At 67.4% G+C, this 20,672-nt stretch carries 23 protein-coding genes and 1 riboswitch; of the genes, 12 read left to right on the forward strand and 11 right to left on the reverse strand.

Annotated elements, in window-relative coordinates; translation table 11 throughout:
• Positions 1-60: 60 nt before the first annotated feature.
• From VGP60_RS25670 to VGP60_RS25690, 5 genes are all read left to right on the forward strand, one after another.
• Positions 61-657, forward strand: coding sequence for a helix-turn-helix domain-containing protein (locus tag VGP60_RS25670; protein ID WP_327550650.1), 597 nt, complete (start codon positions 61-63; stop codon positions 655-657).
• A gap of 230 nt (positions 658-887) precedes the next feature.
• Positions 888-2,240 (forward strand): hemolysin family protein, encoded by a 1,353-nt coding sequence (locus VGP60_RS25675; protein WP_327550651.1) that lies wholly within the window; start codon positions 888-890, stop codon positions 2,238-2,240.
• On the forward strand, positions 2,237-3,283 hold the full coding sequence (locus VGP60_RS25680; RefSeq protein WP_327550652.1) for a hemolysin family protein: 1,047 nt from the start codon (positions 2,237-2,239) through the stop codon (positions 3,281-3,283). The genes VGP60_RS25675 and VGP60_RS25680 overlap by 4 nt, the downstream gene beginning before the upstream one ends.
• Positions 3,283-4,170: a 3-methyladenine DNA glycosylase gene (locus VGP60_RS25685; RefSeq protein WP_327550653.1), complete on the forward strand. Its 888-nt coding sequence runs from the start codon at positions 3,283-3,285 to the stop codon at positions 4,168-4,170. The genes VGP60_RS25680 and VGP60_RS25685 overlap by 1 nt, the downstream gene beginning before the upstream one ends.
• Positions 4,171-4,492: 322 nt before the next feature.
• The gene (locus VGP60_RS25690) at positions 4,493-5,524 is read left to right on the forward strand and encodes a hypothetical protein (RefSeq protein ID WP_327550654.1); all 1,032 of its coding nucleotides are present in this window, start codon (positions 4,493-4,495) and stop codon (positions 5,522-5,524) included.
• On the opposite strand, the gene VGP60_RS25695 is transcribed toward VGP60_RS25690, so the two are convergent.
• Positions 5,511-6,302, reverse strand: coding sequence for a helix-turn-helix transcriptional regulator (locus VGP60_RS25695; RefSeq protein ID WP_327550655.1), 792 nt, complete (start codon positions 6,300-6,302; stop codon positions 5,511-5,513). The two genes, VGP60_RS25690 and VGP60_RS25695, sit on opposite strands and share 14 nt — an antisense overlap.
• Before the next feature lie 223 nt (positions 6,303-6,525).
• Between VGP60_RS25695 and VGP60_RS25700 the strand changes: the two genes are divergently transcribed.
• Complete coding sequence (locus tag VGP60_RS25700; RefSeq protein ID WP_327550656.1) at positions 6,526-6,789, forward strand: nuclear transport factor 2 family protein; 264 nt, start codon at positions 6,526-6,528, stop codon at positions 6,787-6,789.
• A 110-nt stretch (positions 6,790-6,899) separates the two neighbouring features.
• On the opposite strand, the gene gcvP is transcribed toward VGP60_RS25700, so the two are convergent.
• Positions 6,900-9,803, reverse strand: a complete 2,904-nt coding sequence (gene gcvP / locus VGP60_RS25705) for an aminomethyl-transferring glycine dehydrogenase (protein WP_327550657.1) — start codon at positions 9,801-9,803, stop codon at positions 6,900-6,902.
• 171 nt (positions 9,804-9,974) lie between these two features.
• Positions 9,975-10,074, reverse strand: a riboswitch (glycine riboswitch).
• Between the two features lie 17 nt (positions 10,075-10,091).
• Complete coding sequence (locus tag VGP60_RS25710; protein WP_327550658.1) at positions 10,092-10,676, reverse strand: MerR family transcriptional regulator; 585 nt, start codon at positions 10,674-10,676, stop codon at positions 10,092-10,094.
• Positions 10,677-11,024: 348 nt separating this feature from the next.
• On the opposite strand from VGP60_RS25710, the gene VGP60_RS25715 reads away from it, so the two are divergent.
• Positions 11,025-11,663, forward strand: coding sequence for a TetR/AcrR family transcriptional regulator (locus VGP60_RS25715; protein WP_327550659.1), 639 nt, complete (start codon positions 11,025-11,027; stop codon positions 11,661-11,663).
• Here VGP60_RS25715 and VGP60_RS25720 read toward each other — a convergent pair.
• The 6 genes from VGP60_RS25720 to VGP60_RS41790 form a co-directional block, all read right to left on the reverse strand.
• The gene (locus VGP60_RS25720) at positions 11,660-12,133 is read right to left on the reverse strand and encodes a bifunctional nuclease family protein (protein ID WP_327550660.1); all 474 of its coding nucleotides are present in this window, start codon (positions 12,131-12,133) and stop codon (positions 11,660-11,662) included. The genes VGP60_RS25715 and VGP60_RS25720 overlap by 4 nt on opposite strands.
• Before the next feature lie 232 nt (positions 12,134-12,365).
• Positions 12,366-13,133 carry a MerR family transcriptional regulator gene (locus VGP60_RS25725; RefSeq protein ID WP_327550661.1) on the reverse strand — a complete coding sequence of 256 codons (768 nt, stop codon included), beginning with the start codon at positions 13,131-13,133 and terminating at the stop codon, positions 12,366-12,368.
• The gene (gene garA / locus VGP60_RS25730) at positions 13,130-13,597 is read right to left on the reverse strand and encodes a glycogen accumulation regulator GarA (protein ID WP_327550662.1); all 468 of its coding nucleotides are present in this window, start codon (positions 13,595-13,597) and stop codon (positions 13,130-13,132) included. Before garA ends, VGP60_RS25725 begins: the two co-directional genes overlap by 4 nt.
• A gap of 210 nt (positions 13,598-13,807) precedes the next feature.
• On the reverse strand, positions 13,808-14,194 hold the full coding sequence (gene gcvH / locus VGP60_RS25735; protein WP_327550663.1) for a glycine cleavage system protein GcvH: 387 nt from the start codon (positions 14,192-14,194) through the stop codon (positions 13,808-13,810).
• A 58-nt stretch (positions 14,195-14,252) separates the two neighbouring features.
• Entirely contained in the window at positions 14,253-14,864 is a 612-nt protein-coding gene (locus tag VGP60_RS25740) for a CDP-alcohol phosphatidyltransferase family protein (RefSeq protein WP_327550664.1), read from the reverse strand.
• A 60-nt stretch (positions 14,865-14,924) separates the two neighbouring features.
• Positions 14,925-15,140: a hypothetical protein gene (locus VGP60_RS41790; RefSeq protein ID WP_414640405.1), complete on the reverse strand. Its 216-nt coding sequence runs from the start codon at positions 15,138-15,140 to the stop codon at positions 14,925-14,927.
• A gap of 241 nt (positions 15,141-15,381) precedes the next feature.
• Here VGP60_RS41790 and VGP60_RS25745 point away from each other — a divergent pair, with 241 nt between their 5' ends.
• The 3 genes from VGP60_RS25745 (at position 15,382) to VGP60_RS25755 (ending at position 17,293) form a co-directional block, all read left to right on the forward strand.
• Positions 15,382-15,900 carry a hypothetical protein gene (locus VGP60_RS25745; RefSeq protein ID WP_327550665.1) on the forward strand — a complete coding sequence of 173 codons (519 nt, stop codon included), beginning with the start codon at positions 15,382-15,384 and terminating at the stop codon, positions 15,898-15,900.
• A gap of 50 nt (positions 15,901-15,950) precedes the next feature.
• The gene (locus VGP60_RS25750; RefSeq protein WP_327550666.1) at positions 15,951-16,349 is read left to right on the forward strand and encodes a hypothetical protein; all 399 of its coding nucleotides are present in this window, start codon (positions 15,951-15,953) and stop codon (positions 16,347-16,349) included.
• 134 nt (positions 16,350-16,483) lie between these two features.
• Entirely contained in the window at positions 16,484-17,293 is an 810-nt protein-coding gene (locus VGP60_RS25755; RefSeq protein WP_327550667.1) for a polysaccharide lyase, read from the forward strand.
• Between the two features lie 189 nt (positions 17,294-17,482).
• On the opposite strand, the gene VGP60_RS25760 is transcribed toward VGP60_RS25755, so the two are convergent.
• Complete coding sequence (locus VGP60_RS25760) at positions 17,483-19,192, reverse strand: AMP-binding protein (protein ID WP_327550668.1); 1,710 nt, start codon at positions 19,190-19,192, stop codon at positions 17,483-17,485.
• Between the two features lie 21 nt (positions 19,193-19,213).
• The gene (locus VGP60_RS25765) at positions 19,214-20,056 is read right to left on the reverse strand and encodes a crotonase/enoyl-CoA hydratase family protein (protein WP_327550669.1); all 843 of its coding nucleotides are present in this window, start codon (positions 20,054-20,056) and stop codon (positions 19,214-19,216) included.
• Positions 20,057-20,126: 70 nt separating this feature from the next.
• Here VGP60_RS25765 and VGP60_RS25770 point away from each other — a divergent pair, with 70 nt between their 5' ends.
• Complete coding sequence (locus VGP60_RS25770; protein WP_327550670.1) at positions 20,127-20,384, forward strand: hypothetical protein; 258 nt, start codon at positions 20,127-20,129, stop codon at positions 20,382-20,384.
• 66 nt (positions 20,385-20,450) lie between these two features.
• Complete coding sequence (locus tag VGP60_RS25775; protein ID WP_327550671.1) at positions 20,451-20,639, forward strand: hypothetical protein; 189 nt, start codon at positions 20,451-20,453, stop codon at positions 20,637-20,639.
• Positions 20,640-20,672: the final 33 nt, after the last annotated feature.

A 20,672-nucleotide genomic window follows, 5' to 3' on the forward strand; every position in this document is an offset into this window, starting at 1 on the left:
ATTTGTCACAGTACGTACGTACGGATTGCATTGGGACGACTACCCGGGTAAGAACAGAGGATGCCACGGGTCAGCCAGGATCACCTCGACGCACGCCGGCGCCAGATCCTAGACGGTTCGCGGGTCTGTTTCGCGCGCTATGGATACGAAGGTGCCACCGTACGCCGCTTGGAGGACGCCACGGGCCTGTCCCGCGGCGCGATCTTCCATCATTTCCGGGACAAGGAGTCGCTGTTCCTGGCCTTGGCCGAGGATGACGCGGTGCGCATGGCCGACGTCGTCGCCGAGCAGGGGCTCGTCCAGGTGATGCGCGACCTGCTGTCCGAGGGCAGTGAGCATCCGGCGGACTGGCTGGGGACACGGCTCGAGGTTTCGCGGCGGCTCCGTACCGATCACGAGTTCCGTGCGCGCTGGGCGGAGCGGTCGGAACAGCTCACGACGGCGACCCGTCAGCGGCTCGCCCGGCAGCGCGAGGTCGGCAAGCTCCGCGACGACATCAGCGTCGAAGTGCTGACCGCTTTTTTGGAGCTCGTGCTCGAAGGTCTGGTTTCCCACCTGGCGATGGGCCTGCCCGCCGACGACCTCGAACCGGTGCTCGATCTCGTCGAGGAGTCCGTCCGGCGCCACCGCGGCAATGAGATGAACGGCACGTCTTGAACACCAATGGGTGAACCGCAGTGGCGGCACCCAGCGTGACCAGCGGCTGTACCCGTTAAGCTTGCGGCCACCGCTATTATGACCCCTTTCGATTTACGAGGAGTGACCCCTTTCGTGCGCGACGCGCAGTCACCTGGTGACAGTACAAAGCCGGGTGGTTTACCCGGCTTTCCCGCAGCTCAGACCGTCCTGACAGGCAGGACCCGCCCGGCCGACGGCGGTGCGTCCTGATGGACGTGCTCTTATCCGTCCTGGGTGTCTTCCTCTTCCTCCTGCTGACGATCGGCACCGGTCTCGCCGTGGCCGCCGAGTTCTCGCTCACCGCGCTGGAACGCAGCACGGTCGACGCGAACATCCGCCAGGTCGGTGACGGCCGGTCGAAGACCGTCCAAAAAGCTCACCAGAACCTCTCCTTCCAGCTTTCCGGCGCGCAGGTCGCGATCACGCTGACCACGCTGGTCACCGGTTATCTCGCGGAACCGCTGATCGGCTCGCTGGTGCGGCCGCTGCTGACCGGCCTCGGGTTCTCCGAAGGCTTCGCGAGCGGCGGTTCGCTCGTCATCGCCCTGTTGGTGGCGACCTCGCTGTCGATGCTGCTGGGCGAGATGATCCCGAAGAACCTCGCGATCGCGCGGCCGCTGCAGACAGCGCGCGCGGTGGTCGGGTACCACTCCCGGTTCTCCGCGTTGTTCCGCTGGCTCATCACGATCATGAACAACAGTGCCAACTTCCTCGTCCGGAAGTTCGGGGTCGAACCGCAGGAGGAACTGCGGTCGGCACGGTCGCCGTCGGAGCTCGGCTCGATAGTCCGCTCCAGCGCGGAAAGCGGCACGCTCGACACCTACACCGCGGAACTGCTCCACAAGTCGCTGCGCTTCGGCGAGCGCACGGCCGAGGAGCTCATGACGCCGCGCGTCCAGCTGGAGTCGTTGACGGTCGACCAGACCATCAACGATCTCGTGGAAATCTCGCAGCGCACCGGGTTTTCCCGGTTCCCGGTGTACACAGAGGACCTCGACGACGTCCAAGGCGCGGTGCACATCAAGCAGGCCTTCACCGTCGACCGCGACCAACGCGACACGGTCAAGATCGGTTCGGTGATGCGCCCGGTGCCGACGGTGCCGGAGTCCCTGCTCGGCGATTCACTGCTGAACCGCCTGCGCGACTCCCGGTTCCAGCTGGCCATCGTCGTCGACGAGTACGGCGGCACGGCCGGTCTCGTGACGCTGGAAGACGTCGTCGAGGAGATCATCGGCGACGTCCGCGACGAGCACGACGGCGGCGAAGCCCCTGCCTCGCAACAACTCGGCGTCGACAGCTGGCGGGTTTCCGGCCAGCTGCGCGCCGACGAGATCAGGGACGTCACCGGGTTCCGGATGCCCGACGGCGACTACGAAACCATCGCCGGGCTGATCCTGGAACGGCTCGGGAAAATCCCCTCCGCGGGTGACTGGACCGACGTCGACGGCTGGCGCCTGACGGTGACCACCATGGACCGCCACCGCATCGCCGAGGTCGACGTGCAGAGCCTGGCGACGGCTACCCCCGACGACGCCTCTACACCCGCGGAGCAGACCCGATGAGCGACTGGTTCTACATCTTCCTCGTCGTCGTACTGCTCCTGGCGAACGCGTTCTTCGTCGGCGCCGAGTTCAGCCTGATCTCGTCCCGGCGCGACCGGCTGGAAGCGTTGCTGGAACAGGGGAACGCCCGCGCGAAGATCGTCATCAACGCCAGCAAGAACGTCTCGCTGATGCTGGCTGGCGCGCAGCTGGGCATTACGATCTGCTCGCTGCTGCTCGGCCGTCTCGGCGAACCGGCGATCGCGCACCAGCTGGCCGGCTTCTTCGAACTCGTCCATCTGCCCGAGGTCCTGCTGCACCCGATCTCGTTCGCGATCGCGCTCGCCTTCATCACCATCCTGCACGTGCTGATCGGCGAGATGGTGCCGAAGAACCTCGCGATCGCCGAGCCCGAACGCCTGGCACTGTGGCTGGTCCCGATCCACGTGGCGTGGGTGAAGCTCGTCAACCCGTTCATCTGGCTGTTGAACTTCGTCGCGAACTCGACGCTGCGGCTGTTCAAGGTCGAACCGAAGGACGAGCTGGAAACGGCCTACACCTCCGACGAACTCGCCGAGCTGCTCAGCGAGTCACGCCGCGAGGGCCTGCTGGAGCAGTCCGAGCACCAGCGGCTCAGCCAGACGCTCTCGTCGGTGCAGAAGACCGTCGCCGACGTCCTGGTGCCGACGGCGGAGCTCACCACGCTCCCCTGTTCGCCCACGGTCGGCGACGTCGAGCGCGCGGTGTCCTCCACCGGGTTCTCCCGGTTCCCGGTGCGCACCGACGCCGGGGTGCTGGTCGGCTACATCCACGTCAAGGACGTACTCGACCAGGCGAACGACGACCCGTCGAGCCGGGTGCCCGAGGAGAAGACCCGCAGCCTCACCGAGTTGCGCGCCGACGCACGGCTCGACGTGGCGCTGTCGGCCATGCGGAAGGAACGCAGTCACCTCGCCCTGGCGCTCGACGCCGACGGCCGGTCCGTCGGCGTGGTCGCGCTCGAGGACCTCGTCGAGGAGTACGTGGGCACGGTCCGCGACGGCACCCATGTGACGGCACGCTGATGGTCCCGGAAGCGCCGACAGTCCTCACCGAGCCCGAGTGGCAGGCCCGTGAGGAAGCGCACGCCGGCAGGATGCGGCAGTGGACCCGGCCGCATCAGGAACGGCGTTCCCGGGGCGAGAAGCATCCGGTGCTGGACTTCCTCTTCAGTTACTACTCGCACAAGCCGTCGCATCTCGAGCGCTGGCAGCCCGGTCAGAACGTGGTCCTGGCCGGGCCGTCGGCGCGGCGGTTCCTGGACAGGCGCGGGTTTGCCGAGGTGGACGGCGGGATCGCGGTCCACGATCCGAAGCTCACCGAAGCCCGGTTGAAGACCGCGGAGTACGTCTCGGCGCTGCTGCGGGCGACGGCGTCCCGCGCGCCACGGCTGAGCTGTTTCGGGCTCCACGAATGGGCGATGGTCTATCGCGAGCCCGCTGACCAGGTGCGTCACTCCCAGTTGCCGCTGCGGCTGGGTTCGTCGGGCACCGACGAGGTGGTGGAATCGCTCGGTGTGCGCTGCGGGCATTTCGACGCCTTCCGGTTCTTCACCGAACCGGCGCGGCCGCGCAACGAACTGCGGCCGACCAGGGAAAACCAGATCCAGCTCGAACAGCCGGGCTGCCTGCACGGCAACATGGACCTCTTCAAGTGGTCCTACAAGCTCGATCCGTTCGTGCGCTCGGAACTCGTCGGCGACTGTTTCGAGCTGGCCGTCGACATCCGCATCCTCGACATGCGCGCGAGCCCGTACGACCTGGCCGATTTCGGCTACCCGCCGGTGCGGATCGAAACGCCGGAGGGACGGTCCGCCTACGCACGGGCGCAGGCCGATTTCGCCCGGCGCGCAGCGCCTCTGCGTGCGCGGCTGATAGCGGAATGCGATCGGCTGGCGTTGGTGAACCATTAAATTGAGGTAAAGGCGCGACAACTCTGCGTCACTTATTTGATCACCGGTATTACCCTGTTAGAGTGATAACGTTTTTATTGCACACTCACCGCATACATCAGGTACCGAAGGGATAACGATGGGGCGACACACCCAGGATGATGAACCTGTGCCGCACCATCCGGTTCAACCGGAGCGCCACCCGCAGCGTTTCGACGGCGCGTCTACCGGCCGAAACCGTGTTCCTCGTCCTCCCGCCCCGTTCCCTCCCGCGTCGCAGCCGCGCCGTGTGCCGCAGCCGCCACCCCCACCGCCGCCTCCGGTACGCCAGCGCGCGGCCCGCATGGATCGCCTTCCCCCGCCGCCCGCACCCCAGCGCCCAGCGCCCCGGTTCGAAGACCCCCGCGACACCGAGATGACCCGCAAGATCCCGCGGATCACCGGCGAGAGCACCGGCAGCCGACGCGCGGTCAAGCCCCCGGCGGTTCGTGCCGGCGAAGCGGCCCGCAGCCGCCCGGCGATGAAGCCCGCTTCCCCCGCCGAAACGACCGGCGGCGGCCGTCGCCGCGCACCCGAGTCCGCCCCCGTGCGCGCGAGCGAGAGCACGGGCAGCCGACGCGCCGTAAAGCCGGCTTCCCGGGGAATCAGCGAAACGACGGGAAGCCACCGTGCCCTCGGCGGCCGATCGGTCACCTCGACGACCGGCAGTCACCGGGCGATCACCGCCGACACCGAAGCGCCCGCGAAGCCGAAGTTCGACAGCACCGCCACCGGCAGCCATCGCGTCATGGGCGCCACCGCGCCACGCCGCCGGGTCGCCAAGTGGCCGATCGCCTGCGTGGTCCTCGTCGGGCTCATCGTCCTGGGGGTCTTCGGCTGGAACTGGGCCGACGGCCTGTTGAACAGCCGCGCCGAAGCCCAAGCCGTCGGCTGTCCCGAAGGCAACTCGACGATCAAGGTCCTGGTGGCCCCCGCCATCGAGAAGCCCGTCGTGGCCGCGGCCGCGAAGTGGAACCAGAAGAACACCGTCGTCTACGCGCATTGCATCCACGTCGACGTGCAGTCCTCGAAGTCCGAACCGGTGTTCAAGGCCCTGTCCGGCGAAACCGCGATGGACACCATCGGCGGAATCCCCGCGGCCTGGGTCCCGGAATCGTCGTACTGGACGAGCCAGCTGCAGCGCGCGAAGCCCGAACTCGTCGGTTCGCCCGCGCAGTCGGTCGCCAGCGCCATCTCGGCCGACTACCCGTTCCTCGGCCTGGCTGGTACCGGCGTCGACGACACGCAGAAGCGCGCCGCGCAGACCTTCCGCGAATTCCTCAAGGAACCCGCGCAGCAGAAGGACTTCACCGACGCCGGGATCAAAGCGACCTGAGGTATTCCGCGGTCGTGGCATCCGCCGGGTAGAACGACTCGATCATCAATTCGGCGACAGTCACGTCCAGCGGCGTCCCGAAAGTCGCGACAGTACTGAAGAACGCGAGCTCGTCGTCCCCTTCGCGAATCCGCAAGGGGATGACGATGTCTCCCGGCCCCGGTACCTCGACCTCCGGCACGGCCTGGTCACACGGATACCCGCGCAATTCCGCCAGCAGTTCGGACAACACCGGGTCCGCGCTCTGGGCGACCTGGCGGCGCAGCCTGCCCAGCAGATGTGACCGCCACTCCCCCAGATTCACGATATGCGGCGCCATTCCCTCGGGATGCAGCGTCGCCCGAAGGACGTTCGGCGCGCCCTCCAGCAACCACGGTGCCACGCGCCGAGTCAGCAACCCGATCCCCGCGTTGGCGTCGACCAGGTTCCACCCCCCGTCCACGACCGCCGCCGGATAGGGTTCGTGCCCGGCCAGCAGCAACCGGACGGCCTCCCGCACCGCCGTCATATCAGGATCGGAAAGCCCGCTCTCCGAATAAACCGGCGCGTATCCCGCCGCGAGCAACAAGTGATTCCGCTCCCGCAACGGCACTTCCAACTGCTCCCCGAGCCGAAGCACCATGTCCCGGCTGGGCCGGGATCTCCCCGTCTCCAGAAAACTCAAGTGGCGCGCGGAAATCTCCGCGGAAATCGACAAATCCAGCTGGCTGATCCGCCGCCGATCCCGCCACTCCCGAAGAAGCTGCCCCACCGGCCTCTGCTGCTCGCGCGTTGTCACACTCCCAACGCTACTTCGCGCCCGCACCCCTCACCATTACCTCCCACGTAATCGACACCCCCACCCCGCGTCGCCATTGTTGGTGGCACACCACACCACCAACACGAACGAGGTCACCTCATGTCCGACACCCAGCACGTCGCCGAGGCCTACATCGCCATCTGGAACGACCAGAACCCGACCCACCCGCCGCACCCGGATCGAAGCCCTCTTCACCGAAGACGTGACCTTCGTCGACCCGCTCGCCGACATCCAGGGCTGGGACGCGATCGACCAGCTCATCGCCGGCGCCCAGTCCCAGTTCGCGGGCCTGACCTTCTCCGTCGCCGGGAACGCCGACGGCCACCACGACATCGCCCGCTTCACCTGGCACCTCAGCGCACCGAAGACCGAAGAGCCGATCGTCATCGGCTTCGACGTCGTCGCCCTCGACGACACGACCCGCATCACCCAGGTCCACGGCTTCTTGGACAAAGTCCCCGCCTGACCCCGCCACACACCTCGAGACTGGCTATTACCCCAAAGCGGCGTTGAGGGCACTCAACGCCCCCAACGCCGCTTTCGGGGAATCCCACCCCCGAGAACGCTCCCCAGGCCCTACTCGGCAAAAGCCTCGATGGGCGGGCAGGAACAAACCAGGTTCCGATCCCCCGCAGCCCCATCGATCCTCCGCACCGGCGGCCAGATCTTGTTCGCCGTGAACCCGTCCGGGAACACAGCGACTTCCCGGCTGTACGGCCGTTTCCACTCCCCAGCCACACACCGGGCAGTATGCGGCGCGTTCCGCAACGGACTGTCCACAACAGACCAATCCCCAGCCGACACCTGATCGATCTCCCCGCGAATAGCGATCATCGCGTCACAGAAGCGATCCAGCTCAGCCAAATCCTCACTCTCGGTCGGCTCGACCATCAACGTCCCCGCCACCGGGAACGACATCGTCGGCGCGTGCAAGCCATAATCCGCGAGCCGCTTCGCGACATCGTCCACCGTCACACCGGTCTGCTTGGTGATCGCCCGCAGATCCAAAATGCACTCGTGCGCCACCAGCCCGTCATGCCCCGAGTAGAGCACCGGGAAATGGGATTCCAGCCGCTTGGCCACATAGTTCGCCGCGGCCACCGCGGTCAACGTCGCGCGCCGCAACCCCTCGGCACCCATCATCCGCACATACGCCCACGAGATCGGCAGAATCGACGCGCTCCCCCAAGGTGCCGCGCTGATCGGCCCGACCCCTGTCGCCGGTCCCGCCAGCGGCTGCAGCGGGTGGTTCGGCAAAAACGGCGCCAGATGCGAACGCACTCCGATCGGCCCCACCCCGGGCCCGCCGCCGCCATGCGGGATGCAGAAAGTCTTGTGCAGGTTCAGATGCGAGACATCCGCGCCGAACTTGCCGTACTGCGCCAGCCCGATCAGCGCGTTGAGGTTCGCCCCGTCCACGTAAACCTGGCCGCCGGCGTCGTGAACCAGCCCGCACACCTCCCGCACGGTGTCCTCGTACACGCCGTGCGTGGACGGATACGTGATCATGATCGCCGCGAGGTCGTCCCGGTGCTGTTCGACGGAAGCACGCAGATGGTCGACATCGACGTTCCCCTGCTCATCGCACCGCACGACCGCGACGCGCATCCCCGCCATGACGGCGCTGGCCGCGTTGGTCCCGTGCGCGCTGGCCGGGATCAGGCACACGTCCCGGGCGCCCTCGCCCCGGTCACGGTGATACCCCCGGATGGCCAGCAGTCCGGCGAACTCGCCCTGGCTACCGGCGTTCGGCTGCAGGGAAACCGCGTCGTAGCCGGTGATGCCCGCCAGCCACTGCTCCAGGTCCGAGATGACCCGCAGCAGCCCCGCGGCGTCGTCGGCCGGGGCGAACGGGTGCAGTTCGGCGAACTCGGGCCAGGTGATCGGCTCCATCTCCGCGGTCGCGTTGAGCTTCATGGTGCAGGAGCCCAGCGGGATCATGCTGCGGTCGAGCGCTACGTCCTTGTCCGACAGCGCCCGCAGATAGCGCAGTAGCGCGGTCTCGGATCGATATGCGTGGAAAACAGGATGCGTGAGGTACTCGGTCGTGCGAGCCAGCTCGGGCGGGACACCGTCCGCGGTGTCCGCGTCCAGTGAGTCCACATCGGACACTGCGACGCCGAAGGCTTTCCACACAAGGGAAAGGTGCTCACGGGTGGTCCTCTCGTCGCACGAGATACCGACGTGGTCGTCGTCGACCCGGCGCAGGTTGACGCCCAGGTCGCGGGCGGTGTCCACAATGGAGGTCGCGAGGCCGGGAACGACGGCTGTCACGGTGTCGAAGAACTCGCCGTGCAGCACGTCGACACCGCCTTCCATCAGCCCGGAAGCCAATACCGTGGCCATCCGGTGGGCGCGGGTCGCGATGGCGCGCAGCCCTTCCGGGCCGTGGTACACCGCGTACATCGACGCGATGACGGCCAGCAGGACCTGCGCGGTGCAGATGTTGCTGGTCGCCTTCTCCCGCCGGATGTGCTGCTCGCGGGTCTGCAGCGCCAGCCGGTACGCCTTAGCGCCGTCGGCGTCGACCGACACACCGACCAGCCTTCCCGGCAGCTGACGCTCGAAACCCTTACGCACAGCCATGTACGCCGCGTGCGGACCACCGAAGCCCATCGGGACGCCGAAGCGCTGCGTCGAACCGATCACGACGTCGGCGCCGATCTCGCCCGGCGGACGCAGCAGCGTCAGCGCCAGCGGGTCGGCCGCGACCACGACGGACGCGCCGCGCGCGTGAGCCTCTTCGATGACCCGCTCGTGGTCCCGCACCGCGCCGGAAGCACCCGGATAGGACAACAGGATCCCGAAGAAGTCCCCGCCCAGTCCCAAACCCTCGATGCCCTGGGAAAGATCGGCCAGCACCAGTTCGATGCCGAGCGGCTCGGCGCGGGTGCGCACGACCTCGATCGTCTGCGGCAGGCTGTCCTCGTCGACGACGAACTTCGCCGACTTCGACTTCCCGGCGCGCCGCACCAGCGTCATCGCCTCGGCCGCGGCCGTCGCTTCGTCCAGCATGGAGGCGTTGGCGATCGGCAAGCCGGTGAGATCGGCGATCATGGTCTGGAAGTTGAGCAGCGCTTCGAGCCGCCCTTGCGAGATCTCCGGCTGGTACGGCGTGTAGGCCGTGTACCAGGCCGGGCTCTCCAGCACGTTGCGGCGGATCACGGGCGGGGTGACCGTGCCGTGGTAGCCGAGGCCGATCATCTGCACCATCGGCCGGTTCGTCGCGGCCAGCGCGCGGAGCTCGTCTAGGGCCTGCGCTTCGTTGGCCGGCAGCGGAAGGCCCATCGACAGGTTCGCGTCGCGGATCGAGGCCGGGATCGCCCTGTCGGCCAGTTCGTCGAGGGAGCCGACGCCGATGACTTCGAGCATCCGGGCGAGTTCCCCGGGCCGGGGGCCGATGTGCCGATCGGCGAAAGCCGTGCCCTGCTCCAGTGCGGAGAGCGGGATGCGGGTCGCGCCGGGTGAATGCGTACCCATCGAGTGGCCTCCGGGGGTGGGGGACGGGCCGGGGACAAGTGTCCTGGCCCTCCCCACTCTGTCCGTGCCCGGTTAAGGACGCCTGAGAGTTTCACCCGTGTGTTGAGCCGGGCTTGCACCGTCGGCGGGGGCGGCGGGCTGTAAACCTGCCGACCCACTTTCCAGAGGCGTCTCGTCCACGCGGTCCCTTGTGCCTGAGAGGTTCCGGGGAGGACTTGCTCCTTCGGCGCCGGGCTCATGGTGACGGCCCGGACTCTCCCGCGTGGATTTGGCGACTACACGAATAGCCTACCCCGTGCGCCGGGCGTTGCGACGCTGGGTCAGCTCGTCCGGTGTGTGCGGTTCGATCTCGCCGCCGTCGGCCCGCTCGGCCGGAAAGTCGTGGATGGTGCCGCTGATTTCCTGCATCGCCCCGCTGACCGCGATCCCGAAGACGCCCTGGCCGCCTTGCAGCAGATCGACGATCTCCTCGGGCGAGGTGCACTCGAAGACGGTGGTGCCGTCGGAGAACAAGGTGACCTTGGCCAGGTCGCGCACGCCGCGCACGCGCAGGTGGTCGACGGCGACCCTGATGTTCTGCAGCGAGACACCGGTGTCCAGCAATCGCTTGACGACCTTGAGGACGAGGATGTCCTTGAACGAGTAGAGGCGCTGCGAGCCGGAGCCGTGCGCGGTGCGGATGCTCGGCGCGACCAGCTTCGTCCTGGCCCAGTAGTCCAATTGGCGGTAGGTGATCCCCGCGATCTGACACGCGGCGGGACCGCGGTAGCCGACCAGCTCATCCGGCAACGAGGCATCGGGGAACAGCTCGCCCTGCTCACCGTCGGCGACCTGGATCGGCTCCTGTTGGGAGTGACTTCCAGCCTCGACCACCGCATGCCTCCCCTCGTCCGGCCTGATGACCGGCGAACCAACCCCGGCGTTCCCATGAACGGCAGCACCGGTTGAGGCAATCGCGCGGGGTCACACCCCAGGATGTGGCCACACCGTGCGATTTACCGCCTTTGACGGTAAGCGCGCCGGGGCACCCGGTCAACGCGACGCGCGGCGGCCTGTCACCCGGTGTTGAGACTTTGTCCACTATCTGACGGAAGGGTGCAACGGTCACCAACGAGTCTTAGTGGTCACGATCGGAAATTCGCTAGGGGTCTCGACGACCTTCCGATCGCAACCACAGCGAAACCGCGTGCAGTTTTTACTCAGCCGTGTTATTTTTTACTCATGCAAGTAAACGTGGACCATCAGCCCGAGTTCGGCCTCAGCGTCACCGAAGCCGCGCGACGGGCACAGATCATCGGCGCGACCATCGCCACCATCGGCGAGCTCGGCTACGCCAAGACCTCGTTCGCCCGGATCAAGGAGAAGGCGGGCCTCAGCAGCACGCGGATCATCTCCTACCACTTCACCAACAAGGCAGGCCTGATGCAGGCGGTCCTGAGCACGGTCTCGGACATCAAGGAAAGGTTCCTTACCGAACGGGCGGCAGGACACACCGATCCGGCCGACCGGCGGGGGATGCTGCGGGAGTACATCGCTGCCGAGGTCGCGTTTCTGGGCGCGTACCCCGAGTGCGTGCGCGTCTTCCTGGAGATGGGCGCCGCCGGAGACGACAAGGACGGCTGGGCGATGGCCAAGCCGGTGGTGGAACAGCTCCGGGTCGGGCAGCTCACGCGTCAGCTGACCCAAGGTCAGCGAGAGGGAGCCTTCGGCGAGTTCTCGCCGGCGATCATGGCGATGGCCATCCGGCAGGCCGTCGACGGGGTCGCGGCCCAGCTCGCGGCGAACCCCGAGCTGGACCTCGAACGTTACGGAACCGAACTGGCCGATCTGTTCGAGCGGACCACCAGAGCCTCGGCTTAGGTGTCCGCTCCCCTAAAATCCTCCGGCGAGATGGAGTCGAGGAACTCACGGAACTTCTCGACTTCGTCTTCCTGCTCGTCCGGGATGATGAGCCCGGCCTCTTCCAGCACCGAATCCTCGGCGTGGATGGGGACGCCGATCCGCAGCGCGAGCGCGACGGAGTCGCTCGGGCGCGCGGAAACCCGGATATCACCGTCGAACACCAGCTCGGCGAAGAAGGTGCCTTCGCGAAGATCGGTGATGACGACCTGCTCGAGCTCGCGGCCGAGTGCCCCGATGACCTCTTTGAGAAGGTCATGGGTCAACGGGCGAGCGGGACGGACTCCCTGTTGCTCCAACGCGATGGCGGTGGCTTCGACCGAACCGATCCAGATCGGCAGGTACCGTTCGCCCTCCGTTTCCCGCAGCAACAAGATCGGCTGATTCGCGGGCAACTCGACCCGCACTCCGACGACGCGCATCTCGCTCATCGGGCTTCGCCTCCCTCTCGTGCACACGGGCTGCAACACTGTTTCCAGGTCGCGCCTCGACATGCTCGACGCTACCCGGGTTCTCAGCGCTGTGCTCGCTGTCCGGACCATCTCCGGTTCGCGCTCGGCAAACCTACGTCTAACCGTACGGCATTGCCGGGCGAACAATCACTCATTGACATGTGGCGTATATACCGAAACTTCGCCGGAATTCCCCGGCGCGGCGGCTTCTTCAGCCGCCGGTGACGCCGCGGATCCCGGCCTTGACAAGCAAGGTATGGAGGGCCACCGACAGGGCCGCCAGCTGCCTGACCACCTCGTCCGCCCGGGCCTTCGCGTCCGCGTCACGGTGGCGATACACCGGGGTCACAATTTGCTCCAAGAGCCCCACCTCGCGATCCGCGGAAGCGCGGAAAGCACGGAGATGCCTCGGTTCAATGCCGAATTCGGTCATTGCCTTCACGGTTTTCGCGACCTGGACCGCGTCGGGATCGTAGAACCCCGCGGCACCGGGACGGATCAGCCCGTACTGCTGGAGCTCGTCGAGCAGCGACGCGTCGATGCCCGCGTCGGCCAGCAGTTCTTCCTGCGTGAGCCGGATTTCGCGCTCGGTGGTGAAATCGTCCGGTCCGGGCATACCGGACCGCGAACCGTCCGCTTTGCCCGAATCGAACGAGCCCAAGGCGACGAGCTTGCGCGGGAACCGGAGTGTGGTGCCCGCGGACTCGCCGCCGTCGGCCGCGTCCAGCTGCTCCTTGATGACCTTCAAGGGAAGGTAGTGATCGCGTTGGGCGGACAGCACGAATCGCAGGCGCTCCACGTCCGCCTCGGCGAACTGCCGGTACCCCGAGGGCGTCCGGCCCGGCTGAACCAGGCCTTCGGACTCGAGGAACCGGATTTTGGAGATGGTGACATCGGGGAAGTCGCCGCGCAGCTGCGCGAGCACTGCCCCGATGCTCAATCCACCTTCGCGATGTTGTGGCCGCCCGGCCGCCGTCACTGGGCTCCCTGACCCCCGTGCCCGGGGCCGGTCAGGAAGACCAGGCGGAACTTGCCGATCTGCACCTCGTCGCCACCGGCGAGCACGGCCTGGTCGACCGGCTCACGGTTGACGTAGGTGCCGTTGAGGCTGCCGACGTCGATGACCACGAACTCGCCACCCTCACGCCGGAATTCGGCGTGACGGCGGGAAACCGTGACATCGTCGAGGAAGATGTCGCTGTCCGGATGACGGCCGGCACTGGTGGTGTCGACATCGAGAAGGAACCGGGAGCCCGCGTTCGGCCCACGCTTGACGACCAGCAGCGCTTCGCCGGAGCGAAGCGCGTCCACGCCGGTCGGCTGAGGCTCGGGAGCCACCGGGGCGCTTTGACCCTCAACGTCGGCGAGGAAGTCCGCCCGGAAGACAGATGTCCGCTCCGGACCTTGCTCCGGAGGAACGCCGGGCCCGTCGTTCGTGCTCACCTGGGCTCTCCTAACGCACTGATGCGTGTCCCCGGAGCGCACACCCGACACACTGTGCCGCCCCGAAAACACCGCTACTCAAGAATGTGTAGATGCCAACGTACCGTGCCGGGCCCACCAAGGACGCCGCGGCTCCCCCAACCGGACGCGCACGCGCCCGGCCAGCGAAGATCGTCCGGCCCGGCCGCGGACCGGAGGAAACGCCGAGCGCTACTGCTCTTTGATCAAGGCCTGGTACGCCTCGGCTTCGAGGAGACTGTCGATGCTCGACGGGTCGTCGAGCTGGATGTCGATGAGCCAGCCCTCGCCGTAGGGATCGCTGTTGATCAGCTCGGGCGAATCCGCCACCGAGTTGTTCACGGCCACGATCTCGCCGTCGAGCGGGGCGAAGAGCTCCGAGACGCTCTTGGTCGACTCCACCTCACCGAAGACGTCACCAGAGCCGACGTGACCGCCCACCTCGGGCAGGTCGACGAAGACGACGTCACCGAGCTGATCCTGCGCGTACTCGGTGATCCCGACCCGCACCAGGCCGCCGTCCTTGACGGCGATCCACTCGTGCTCTTCGGTGTAGCGCAGTTCTTCTGGAGTGGACAACGCCGCTCCCCTTTCGTGCTGACCTCGCTTGTGCAAGCCGTGGCGGGCAGTCTTTCACCTACGCTGTCGCGGCCGCATTCCGATCCGGACTCACCCCGCGGATCGCACGGACGCTCTGGATGACGTACAGCGCGCCGGACCAGACGTAGAGCACCGCCCCCCAGGTGATGAAGGCGTAACCGACCGGCCGCGCGAACGCCGCGACGGCCGAGTCACCCTGCATGACCAGCAGGAACGGGAACGCGTACATCAGGACGAAGGTGGCGCCCTTGCCGATGTAGGTGACTTCGGGCGGCGCGAAACCGTTACGCCGCAGGAACAGGATCGACACCCCGACGACGGCCTCGCGCAGCACCAGCGGCGCCACCACCCACCACGGGATGATGTCGCGCAGGAGGAAGGCGATCAGTGTCGCGAGGATGTAGAGGCGGTCGGCCGCCGGGTCGAGGAGCCGGCCGAGGCGGCTCATCTGGTTGAGCCAGCGGGCGAGCTTGCCGTCGAGCCAGTCGGTGAAGGCACTGAAAATGAGGATGGCCAGCGCCCAGCCGTCCTCCTCCGGGCCCAGGAGCAACCAGAGGAACACGGGGACGCCGGCCAACCTCAGTATCGAGATCAGATTCGGCACGTTCAGCGCCTGGCGCAGCAGCGTCGGCTCCTCGGGCTTACTCACCCACCCAGCCTAATAGGCACAGGTGGACCGCCTCTGCCCGACGCGCGTCCAGGCACCGGATCAACTCGCGCGCCGGTGGCTCCAGCCCCTGCGCTGCAGGTCGGCACGGGTGAGGAGCTGGGGACGGCCCCGCGTGTCGGTACCTACCCAGCGAGGGCGGCCGGAGGGGCTTTCGAGGACGTACGGGCGCCCGTCGCTCCACACGACGCTGCACGGCACCGTCGGTGGGACTGCGGTCTCGGGTTGTGCTTCGGGTTGCTCTGCTTCGCTGTTCATGGCTCTCACGGGTCGGGGATGGGAGATCGTTCCTCTGTTACTTCGGCATCCGACGGCGCGTTGTTAACGGTTTCGGCGAACCTTCTGCCACATTTCACCCTATGGAATAACGGGTGTTCACCGCGCGGAGTGTCCACAGTGGACGATTTTCCGACATCATCGGTGGTCACCGCCGCCAGCCCGGCCGAGCGAGCGCGGTAGTCTCCTCCACTCCCCGGACGCTCGAAGAAGGGAACGCGCTTTGAGGACCTCCGACCTCGCGGGCCGATGGCGGCCGTTGCTCGCCGCCACGTTCGCGACCCTGGCCTTGTCGCTGGCCGGAGCGTGCTCCACCACCGCGCCACCCGCCGCCGAGCCGCCCGCGGCAAGTCCCACCGCCGACACCGCGACCCCGGCCCCTTCCGCGCCACCGCCGAGCGCCAGCCCGCAGGCGCCGAGCACCGCGCCGCCCGCGAACAAGCCTCCCCAGCAGCCGCCGCCGTCGGTGGCGGGCACCTGCGGCACCGTGACCGCGGCGAGCGGCCTCACGCTGCAGCTATTGGGCGGCGAGGGTGGCGGCGTGGACTGCGCGACGGGCAGGCGCATCGTCGAGGAGTTCCACAAGAAGATCGCCGGCAAGCAGCCCGCCGACTCCAACGAGCCGGTCAGCGACAGCGTCGAAGGCTGGCAATGCGTGTCCGGGGCGCCCACCGCGCAGGGCGGCACCGCGTGCAGCAAGGAAGACAAGAGCGTCTTCGCCGGGGTCGTCCCGAGCGAATAGCAGTTCCCCGCGAGTTCTCCATCAGGTCGTGTCCGCCCCGAGAAGGGTCCATGAAGACAGTCACCGTGTTCCGGCCGTGCTACGGCGTCATCGCCGCTTCAGTCCTGCTGCTCACCGGGTGCGGCGGGGGCTCGCCCGCCACGCAGAGCGCGCCGACGCCGTCCCCTGAAGCCCCGGCCACCAGCCCGGCGATCCCCTGCGGCAAGGTCCCGGCGACCAAGGGCGTCCAGGCCGACGTCCTCGTCCGCGCCGGCACGGTCGACTGCGCCCAGGCGACCCAGGTGATCACGCAGTACTTCCAGAAGCTGTCGCCCAGCGAAGCGGCTTCGCCCGACGGCGCCGGCCCGGTCGCGCTCGGCGAGTGGACCTGTGGCAGCGGCGCGGGCACCCCGGTGACCACGTGCTCGACCGAGGACAGCCGCCAGGTGGAAGGCATTGTCGCGCGGTAGCTAGCACCCGCTGATCGATGTTCACGTACCTGAACATCGTACAACCTCTTGAATTTCAACTGGTCTAGACCTACTGTCCTCCGTACCGCCGCCACGGCACCGGGCAACGTCGCCCGACGGACGGAAGGACACGTATGCCAAAGCTGTCTTCTCGCCTGCGCAAGGTGGTCATCTCGCTGACCACCGTCGCCGGCCTCACCGCCGCGTTCGCCCCGAACATCGCCGCCGCCGCGCCCGCGCCCTGGAACGGCACGTTCTCCGGGTTCCCCGCGACGTCCTGGAAGAACAGCTGGGGCATCGACGGGAGCGGCCAGTTCGGCTTCGGTGACATGAAGGCCGGCGGAAGCACGCTGGACGTCACCTACGGCAAGGGCTCCTCCGCACCGTCGTGCACCAACTGCCCCACCACCGGCGGCGGGCAGTTCTATCAGGACCTCGGCAAGATCGGCCGCGGCGACCTGGAAAGCGCCACCACGCTCTACCTGCGCTACCAGGTCCGCTTCCCGAGCGGGTTCGACTTCGGCAAGGGCGGCAAGCTGCCGGGCCTCTACGGCGGCGACCCGGGCAGCGCGAGCGGCGGCAACCACGGCAACGCCTGGTCGACACGGTTCATGTTCCGCGACGGCACCAAGGGCGAGGTCTACGTCTACACGCCGTCCGGTGACGGCTACGGCAAGGACATCGGGCTCGGCTCGTGGAACTTCGCCGCGGACAACCAGACCCACACGATCCAGCAGTCGGTGAACCGCTCCACCGGGCGCATCACCGTCTGGTACGACAACAAGCAGGTGCTGGCGACCGACGCCGCGCCCGGTATCTCGGGCATCCCGTTCAACGGGGTGTTCTTCTCGACCTTCTTCGGTGGCCACGAAACCAGCTGGGGCCCCGACCACACCGAGCACGCCTACTTCTCCAACTTCACCGTGAGCACGGCGAAGATCTAGGCGCACTCCCGAATACCCGAAGGGGATGAGGCTTCGGCGGAAGCCTCATCCCCTTCGGCCCGTCTACGCGAGGCATAGTGGACGGTTCGGCTTGGGCGGGCAGGGTCGTGAGTGGCAACAAGTGTTCTATAAATAACACTCGTAAACACTCACGAGCCACCCAACCAAGCCGCGCTCGCTTAGCTGTCGCTATCCCTTCAGGTGAGGGAAATCCTCTTCGCGGAACTCCCCGGCCTGACGCTCGGCTGATTCGTTCTCACGGCCCCGGAGTTCGACGCGCCGGATCTTGCCGGAGATCGTCTTCGGCAGCTCGGCGAACTCGAGGCGCCGGATCCGCTTGTAGGGAGCCAAGTTCTCCCGGCAGAACGACAGGATGCTGACCGCGGTGTCCGCTGTCGGCTCGTATCCGGCGGCGAGCACCACGTACGCCTTGGGCACGGCCAGCCGGATCGGATCCGGCGCGGGCACGACGGCCGCCTCGGCGACGGCTTCGTGTTCCAGCAGCACACTTTCCAGCTCGAACGGGGAAATCCGGTAGTCCGACGCCTTGAAGACGTCATCCGTCCGGCCGACATACGTGATGTAGCCGTCTTCGTCGATCGCGCCGACATCGCCGGTGTGGTAGTAGCCGCCCGCGAAAGCGACGGCCGTGCGCTCGTCGTCATCGGCGTACCCGACCATCAGGCCCACCGGACGGCTCGTCAGGTCGAGGCAGATTTCGCCCTCCTGCGCCGGTTTCCCGCTGACCGGGTCGACCAGGACGACCGAAAATCCCGGCAGCGCGCGGCCCATCGAACCGGCTTTCACCGGCTGGCCAGGGGTGTTCGCGATCTGCACACTGCTTTCGGTCTGGCCGAAACCGTCGCGAATCGTGACGCCCCAAGCCTTTCGCACCTGATCGATCACCTCGGGGTTGAGCGGCTCCCCCGCGCCGACGACCTTCTTCGGCGGTGTCGTGAGCGCGGTGAGATCCGACTGGATCAGCATCCGCCACACCGTCGGCGGCGCGCAGAAACTCGTGATGCCGCAACGATCCATCTGGCCCATCAGCGCGGCGGCGTCGAAGCGCTCGTAGTTGTAGAGGAACACCGTCGCCTCGGCGTTCCACGGCGCGAAGACGTTGCTCCAGGCGTGTTTCGCCCACCCCGGCGAGGAGATGTTGAGGTGGACGTCGCCCGGTTCCAGGCCGATCCAGTACATCGTGGACAGATGGCCGACGGGATAGGAAACCTGCGTGTGCTGCACGAGTTTCGGCTGGGCGGTGGTGCCCGAGGTGAAGTAGAGCAGCAACGGGTCTTCGGCGTTCGTCACCGCGTCCGGGGTGAACCCGTCTTCCGCGAGGTACGCGTCGGAGAACAGGTACCAGCCGTCGACGGGCTTGCCGACGGCGATCCGGGTGTACTCCCCGGCGACGTCGGCGAACTTCGGCGCGTCCACCGAGCGGACGATCACGTGCTTGGCCGCGCCGCGCCCGACCCGGTCCCGCAGATCCGCCGGACCGAGCAAGGTGGACGCCGGGATGATCACCGCACCCAGCTTGATCGCGGCGAGGATCGTCTCCCACAGCTCGCCCTGGTTGCCGAGCATGAGGACGATCCGGTCCCCGCGCCGCACGCCCAGCGCGCGCAGCCAGTTCGCGACCTTGTTGGACCGCTGCGACATCTCCGGGTACGTCCAGCGCCCCTCAGTGCCGTTCTCCTCGACGATCCAGAGCGCGTACCGCTCCGCGTTCGCCGGATCGCGCGCGACGACGTCGAACCAGTCGAGCGCCCAGTTGAACTCGGTGAACCGGGGCCAGTCGAACTCCCGGTTCGCGGTCTCGTAGTCCTCCCGGTGGGCCAGCAGGTGATCGCGCGCCGCGCGGAACCTGTCGTGCACCTCCGAAGCGCCGTTGCTCAAGTTGTTCTCCTCGGTCGTTTCTTACTCGCCCTTGAACTCCGGCTTGCGCCGCTCCATGAACGCCTGCACGGCCTCGGCGAGGTCCTTGCTCGGCAGGAACGCCGCGTTCCAGGCCGAGACGTACCGCAGGCCGTCCGCGACATCCGGCTCGGTCCGCGCGTTCAGCACGTCCTTGACACCTTGCACCACGAGCGGCGGATTCGTCGCGATTTCCTCCGCGAGCGTCCGCGCGGCGGCCAGCAGGCTCTCCTGGTCCGGGTAGACGTCGTTGACGAGCCCGATCTTCTCGGCGCGCGCGGCGTCGATGTCCTTGCCCGTCAGTGCCAGTTCGCGCAAGTGTCCCTCACCGATGATCGGGGCGAGCCGCTGCAGGCTGCCGATGTCGGCGACGATGGCGACCTTGACCTCGCGGACGCTGAACTTGGCGTCGGCGCTGGCCAGCCGGATGTCGGCGGCGGTGATCACGTCGACGCCCCCGCCGATGCACCAGCCGGAGATCGCGGCGATCACCGGTTTCGTGGTCGCCGCGATCGAACTGACCGCGTTCTGCAGCTCCCTGATCTCCTTGAGGAAGCCGGTGCGCGGGCCCGCGAGCGCCTCGCCACCGAGCAGCCCGGCCCAGCCGCCCATCATCGCCGGAAGATCGAGGCCGTAGGAGAAGTGCGCGCCGCTCCCGGTCAGCACGATCGCCCTGACCTGGGGATCGGCGTCGAGGGCACCGAAGACGAGCGGCAGTTCCCGCCAGAAGTCGGGGCCCATCGCGTTACCCTTGGAGGGGCCGAGCAAGGTCACCTCGGCGACATGGCCGGCGTGCTCGACCTTGAGCGACACCAGGTCCGGCAGGCTGCCTGCGGTTTCAGTCAAGTCATTCCTCCGTAGTAGTACCCATGGTCTGACCTGCGGTAATGGTGCCGATTCGCGCAAGGAGCACCCCGTGTCCGCTCAACTTTCTCACAGGCGCCGGCCGATCATCATCACCCTGGCGGTCATCGCTGTCCTCGGGCTGTCTGCCTGCGATACCGATCCCGCGCCAGCCGTCGAGCCGCCCCCGGTCATGACCTCTGCCGTCACCCTGGCGCCGGCGCCCGTGCCCGCGGACGAGCCAGAGGAGGACGAGCCCGGCTTCGACTGCGCGACGATGCGCAACAAGACCTGCGGTCCATCCGAGGCGGCTCTCCACGATCTGACGTAACGCCCAGCTTGATCCACGCGACTCATCCACCAACCGCGCCGCGAGCGCCCGCGCCAGGGAGAACCCATGATCCAGTCCATCGTGAACCGCGTGCAGCTGTGGCGCTTCGGACCGGTCGCCCAGGACCAGCGCCCCCTCAACGGTGGCGACCCGAACCTACGCACGATCAAGAACCTCCTGTGGGTCCTCGTGACCGTGCTCGTCATCATCCCGGCAGCCGCTGGCCTGGTTCTGCTCGCCGTCGCGACCCGGTAGGCCCCCGAACGCAAGAGGCCGCCCTGGCACGCC

Source organism: Amycolatopsis sp. (assembly GCF_036008905.1).
Taxonomy (GTDB): Bacteria; Actinomycetota; Actinomycetes; order Mycobacteriales; family Pseudonocardiaceae; genus Amycolatopsis.

What these genes read in the sequence shown, in the direction of transcription:
- VGP60_RS25670 (WP_327550650.1), top strand. Translation starts at nt 61, where the DNA reads ATGCCACGGGTCAGCCAGGATCACCTCGACGCACGCCGGCGCCAGATC.
- VGP60_RS25675 (WP_327550651.1), top strand. Translation starts at nt 888, where the DNA reads ATGGACGTGCTCTTATCCGTCCTGGGTGTCTTCCTCTTCCTCCTGCTG.
- VGP60_RS25680 (WP_327550652.1), top strand. Translation starts at nt 2,237, where the DNA reads ATGAGCGACTGGTTCTACATCTTCCTCGTCGTCGTACTGCTCCTGGCG.
- VGP60_RS25685 (WP_327550653.1), top strand. Translation starts at nt 3,283, where the DNA reads ATGGTCCCGGAAGCGCCGACAGTCCTCACCGAGCCCGAGTGGCAGGCC.
- VGP60_RS25690 (WP_327550654.1), top strand. Translation starts at nt 4,493, where the DNA reads ATGGATCGCCTTCCCCCGCCGCCCGCACCCCAGCGCCCAGCGCCCCGG.
- gcvP (WP_327550657.1), bottom strand. Translation starts at nt 9,803, where the DNA reads ATGGGTACGCATTCACCCGGCGCGACCCGCATCCCGCTCTCCGCACTG.
- VGP60_RS25715 (WP_327550659.1), top strand. Translation starts at nt 11,025, where the DNA reads ATGCAAGTAAACGTGGACCATCAGCCCGAGTTCGGCCTCAGCGTCACC.
- VGP60_RS25720 (WP_327550660.1), bottom strand. Translation starts at nt 12,133, where the DNA reads ATGAGCGAGATGCGCGTCGTCGGAGTGCGGGTCGAGTTGCCCGCGAAT.
- VGP60_RS41790 (WP_414640405.1), bottom strand. Translation starts at nt 15,140, where the DNA reads ATGAACAGCGAAGCAGAGCAACCCGAAGCACAACCCGAGACCGCAGTC.
- VGP60_RS25750 (WP_327550666.1), top strand. Translation starts at nt 15,951, where the DNA reads ATGAAGACAGTCACCGTGTTCCGGCCGTGCTACGGCGTCATCGCCGCT.
- VGP60_RS25755 (WP_327550667.1), top strand. Translation starts at nt 16,484, where the DNA reads ATGCCAAAGCTGTCTTCTCGCCTGCGCAAGGTGGTCATCTCGCTGACC.
- VGP60_RS25775 (WP_327550671.1), top strand. Translation starts at nt 20,451, where the DNA reads ATGATCCAGTCCATCGTGAACCGCGTGCAGCTGTGGCGCTTCGGACCG.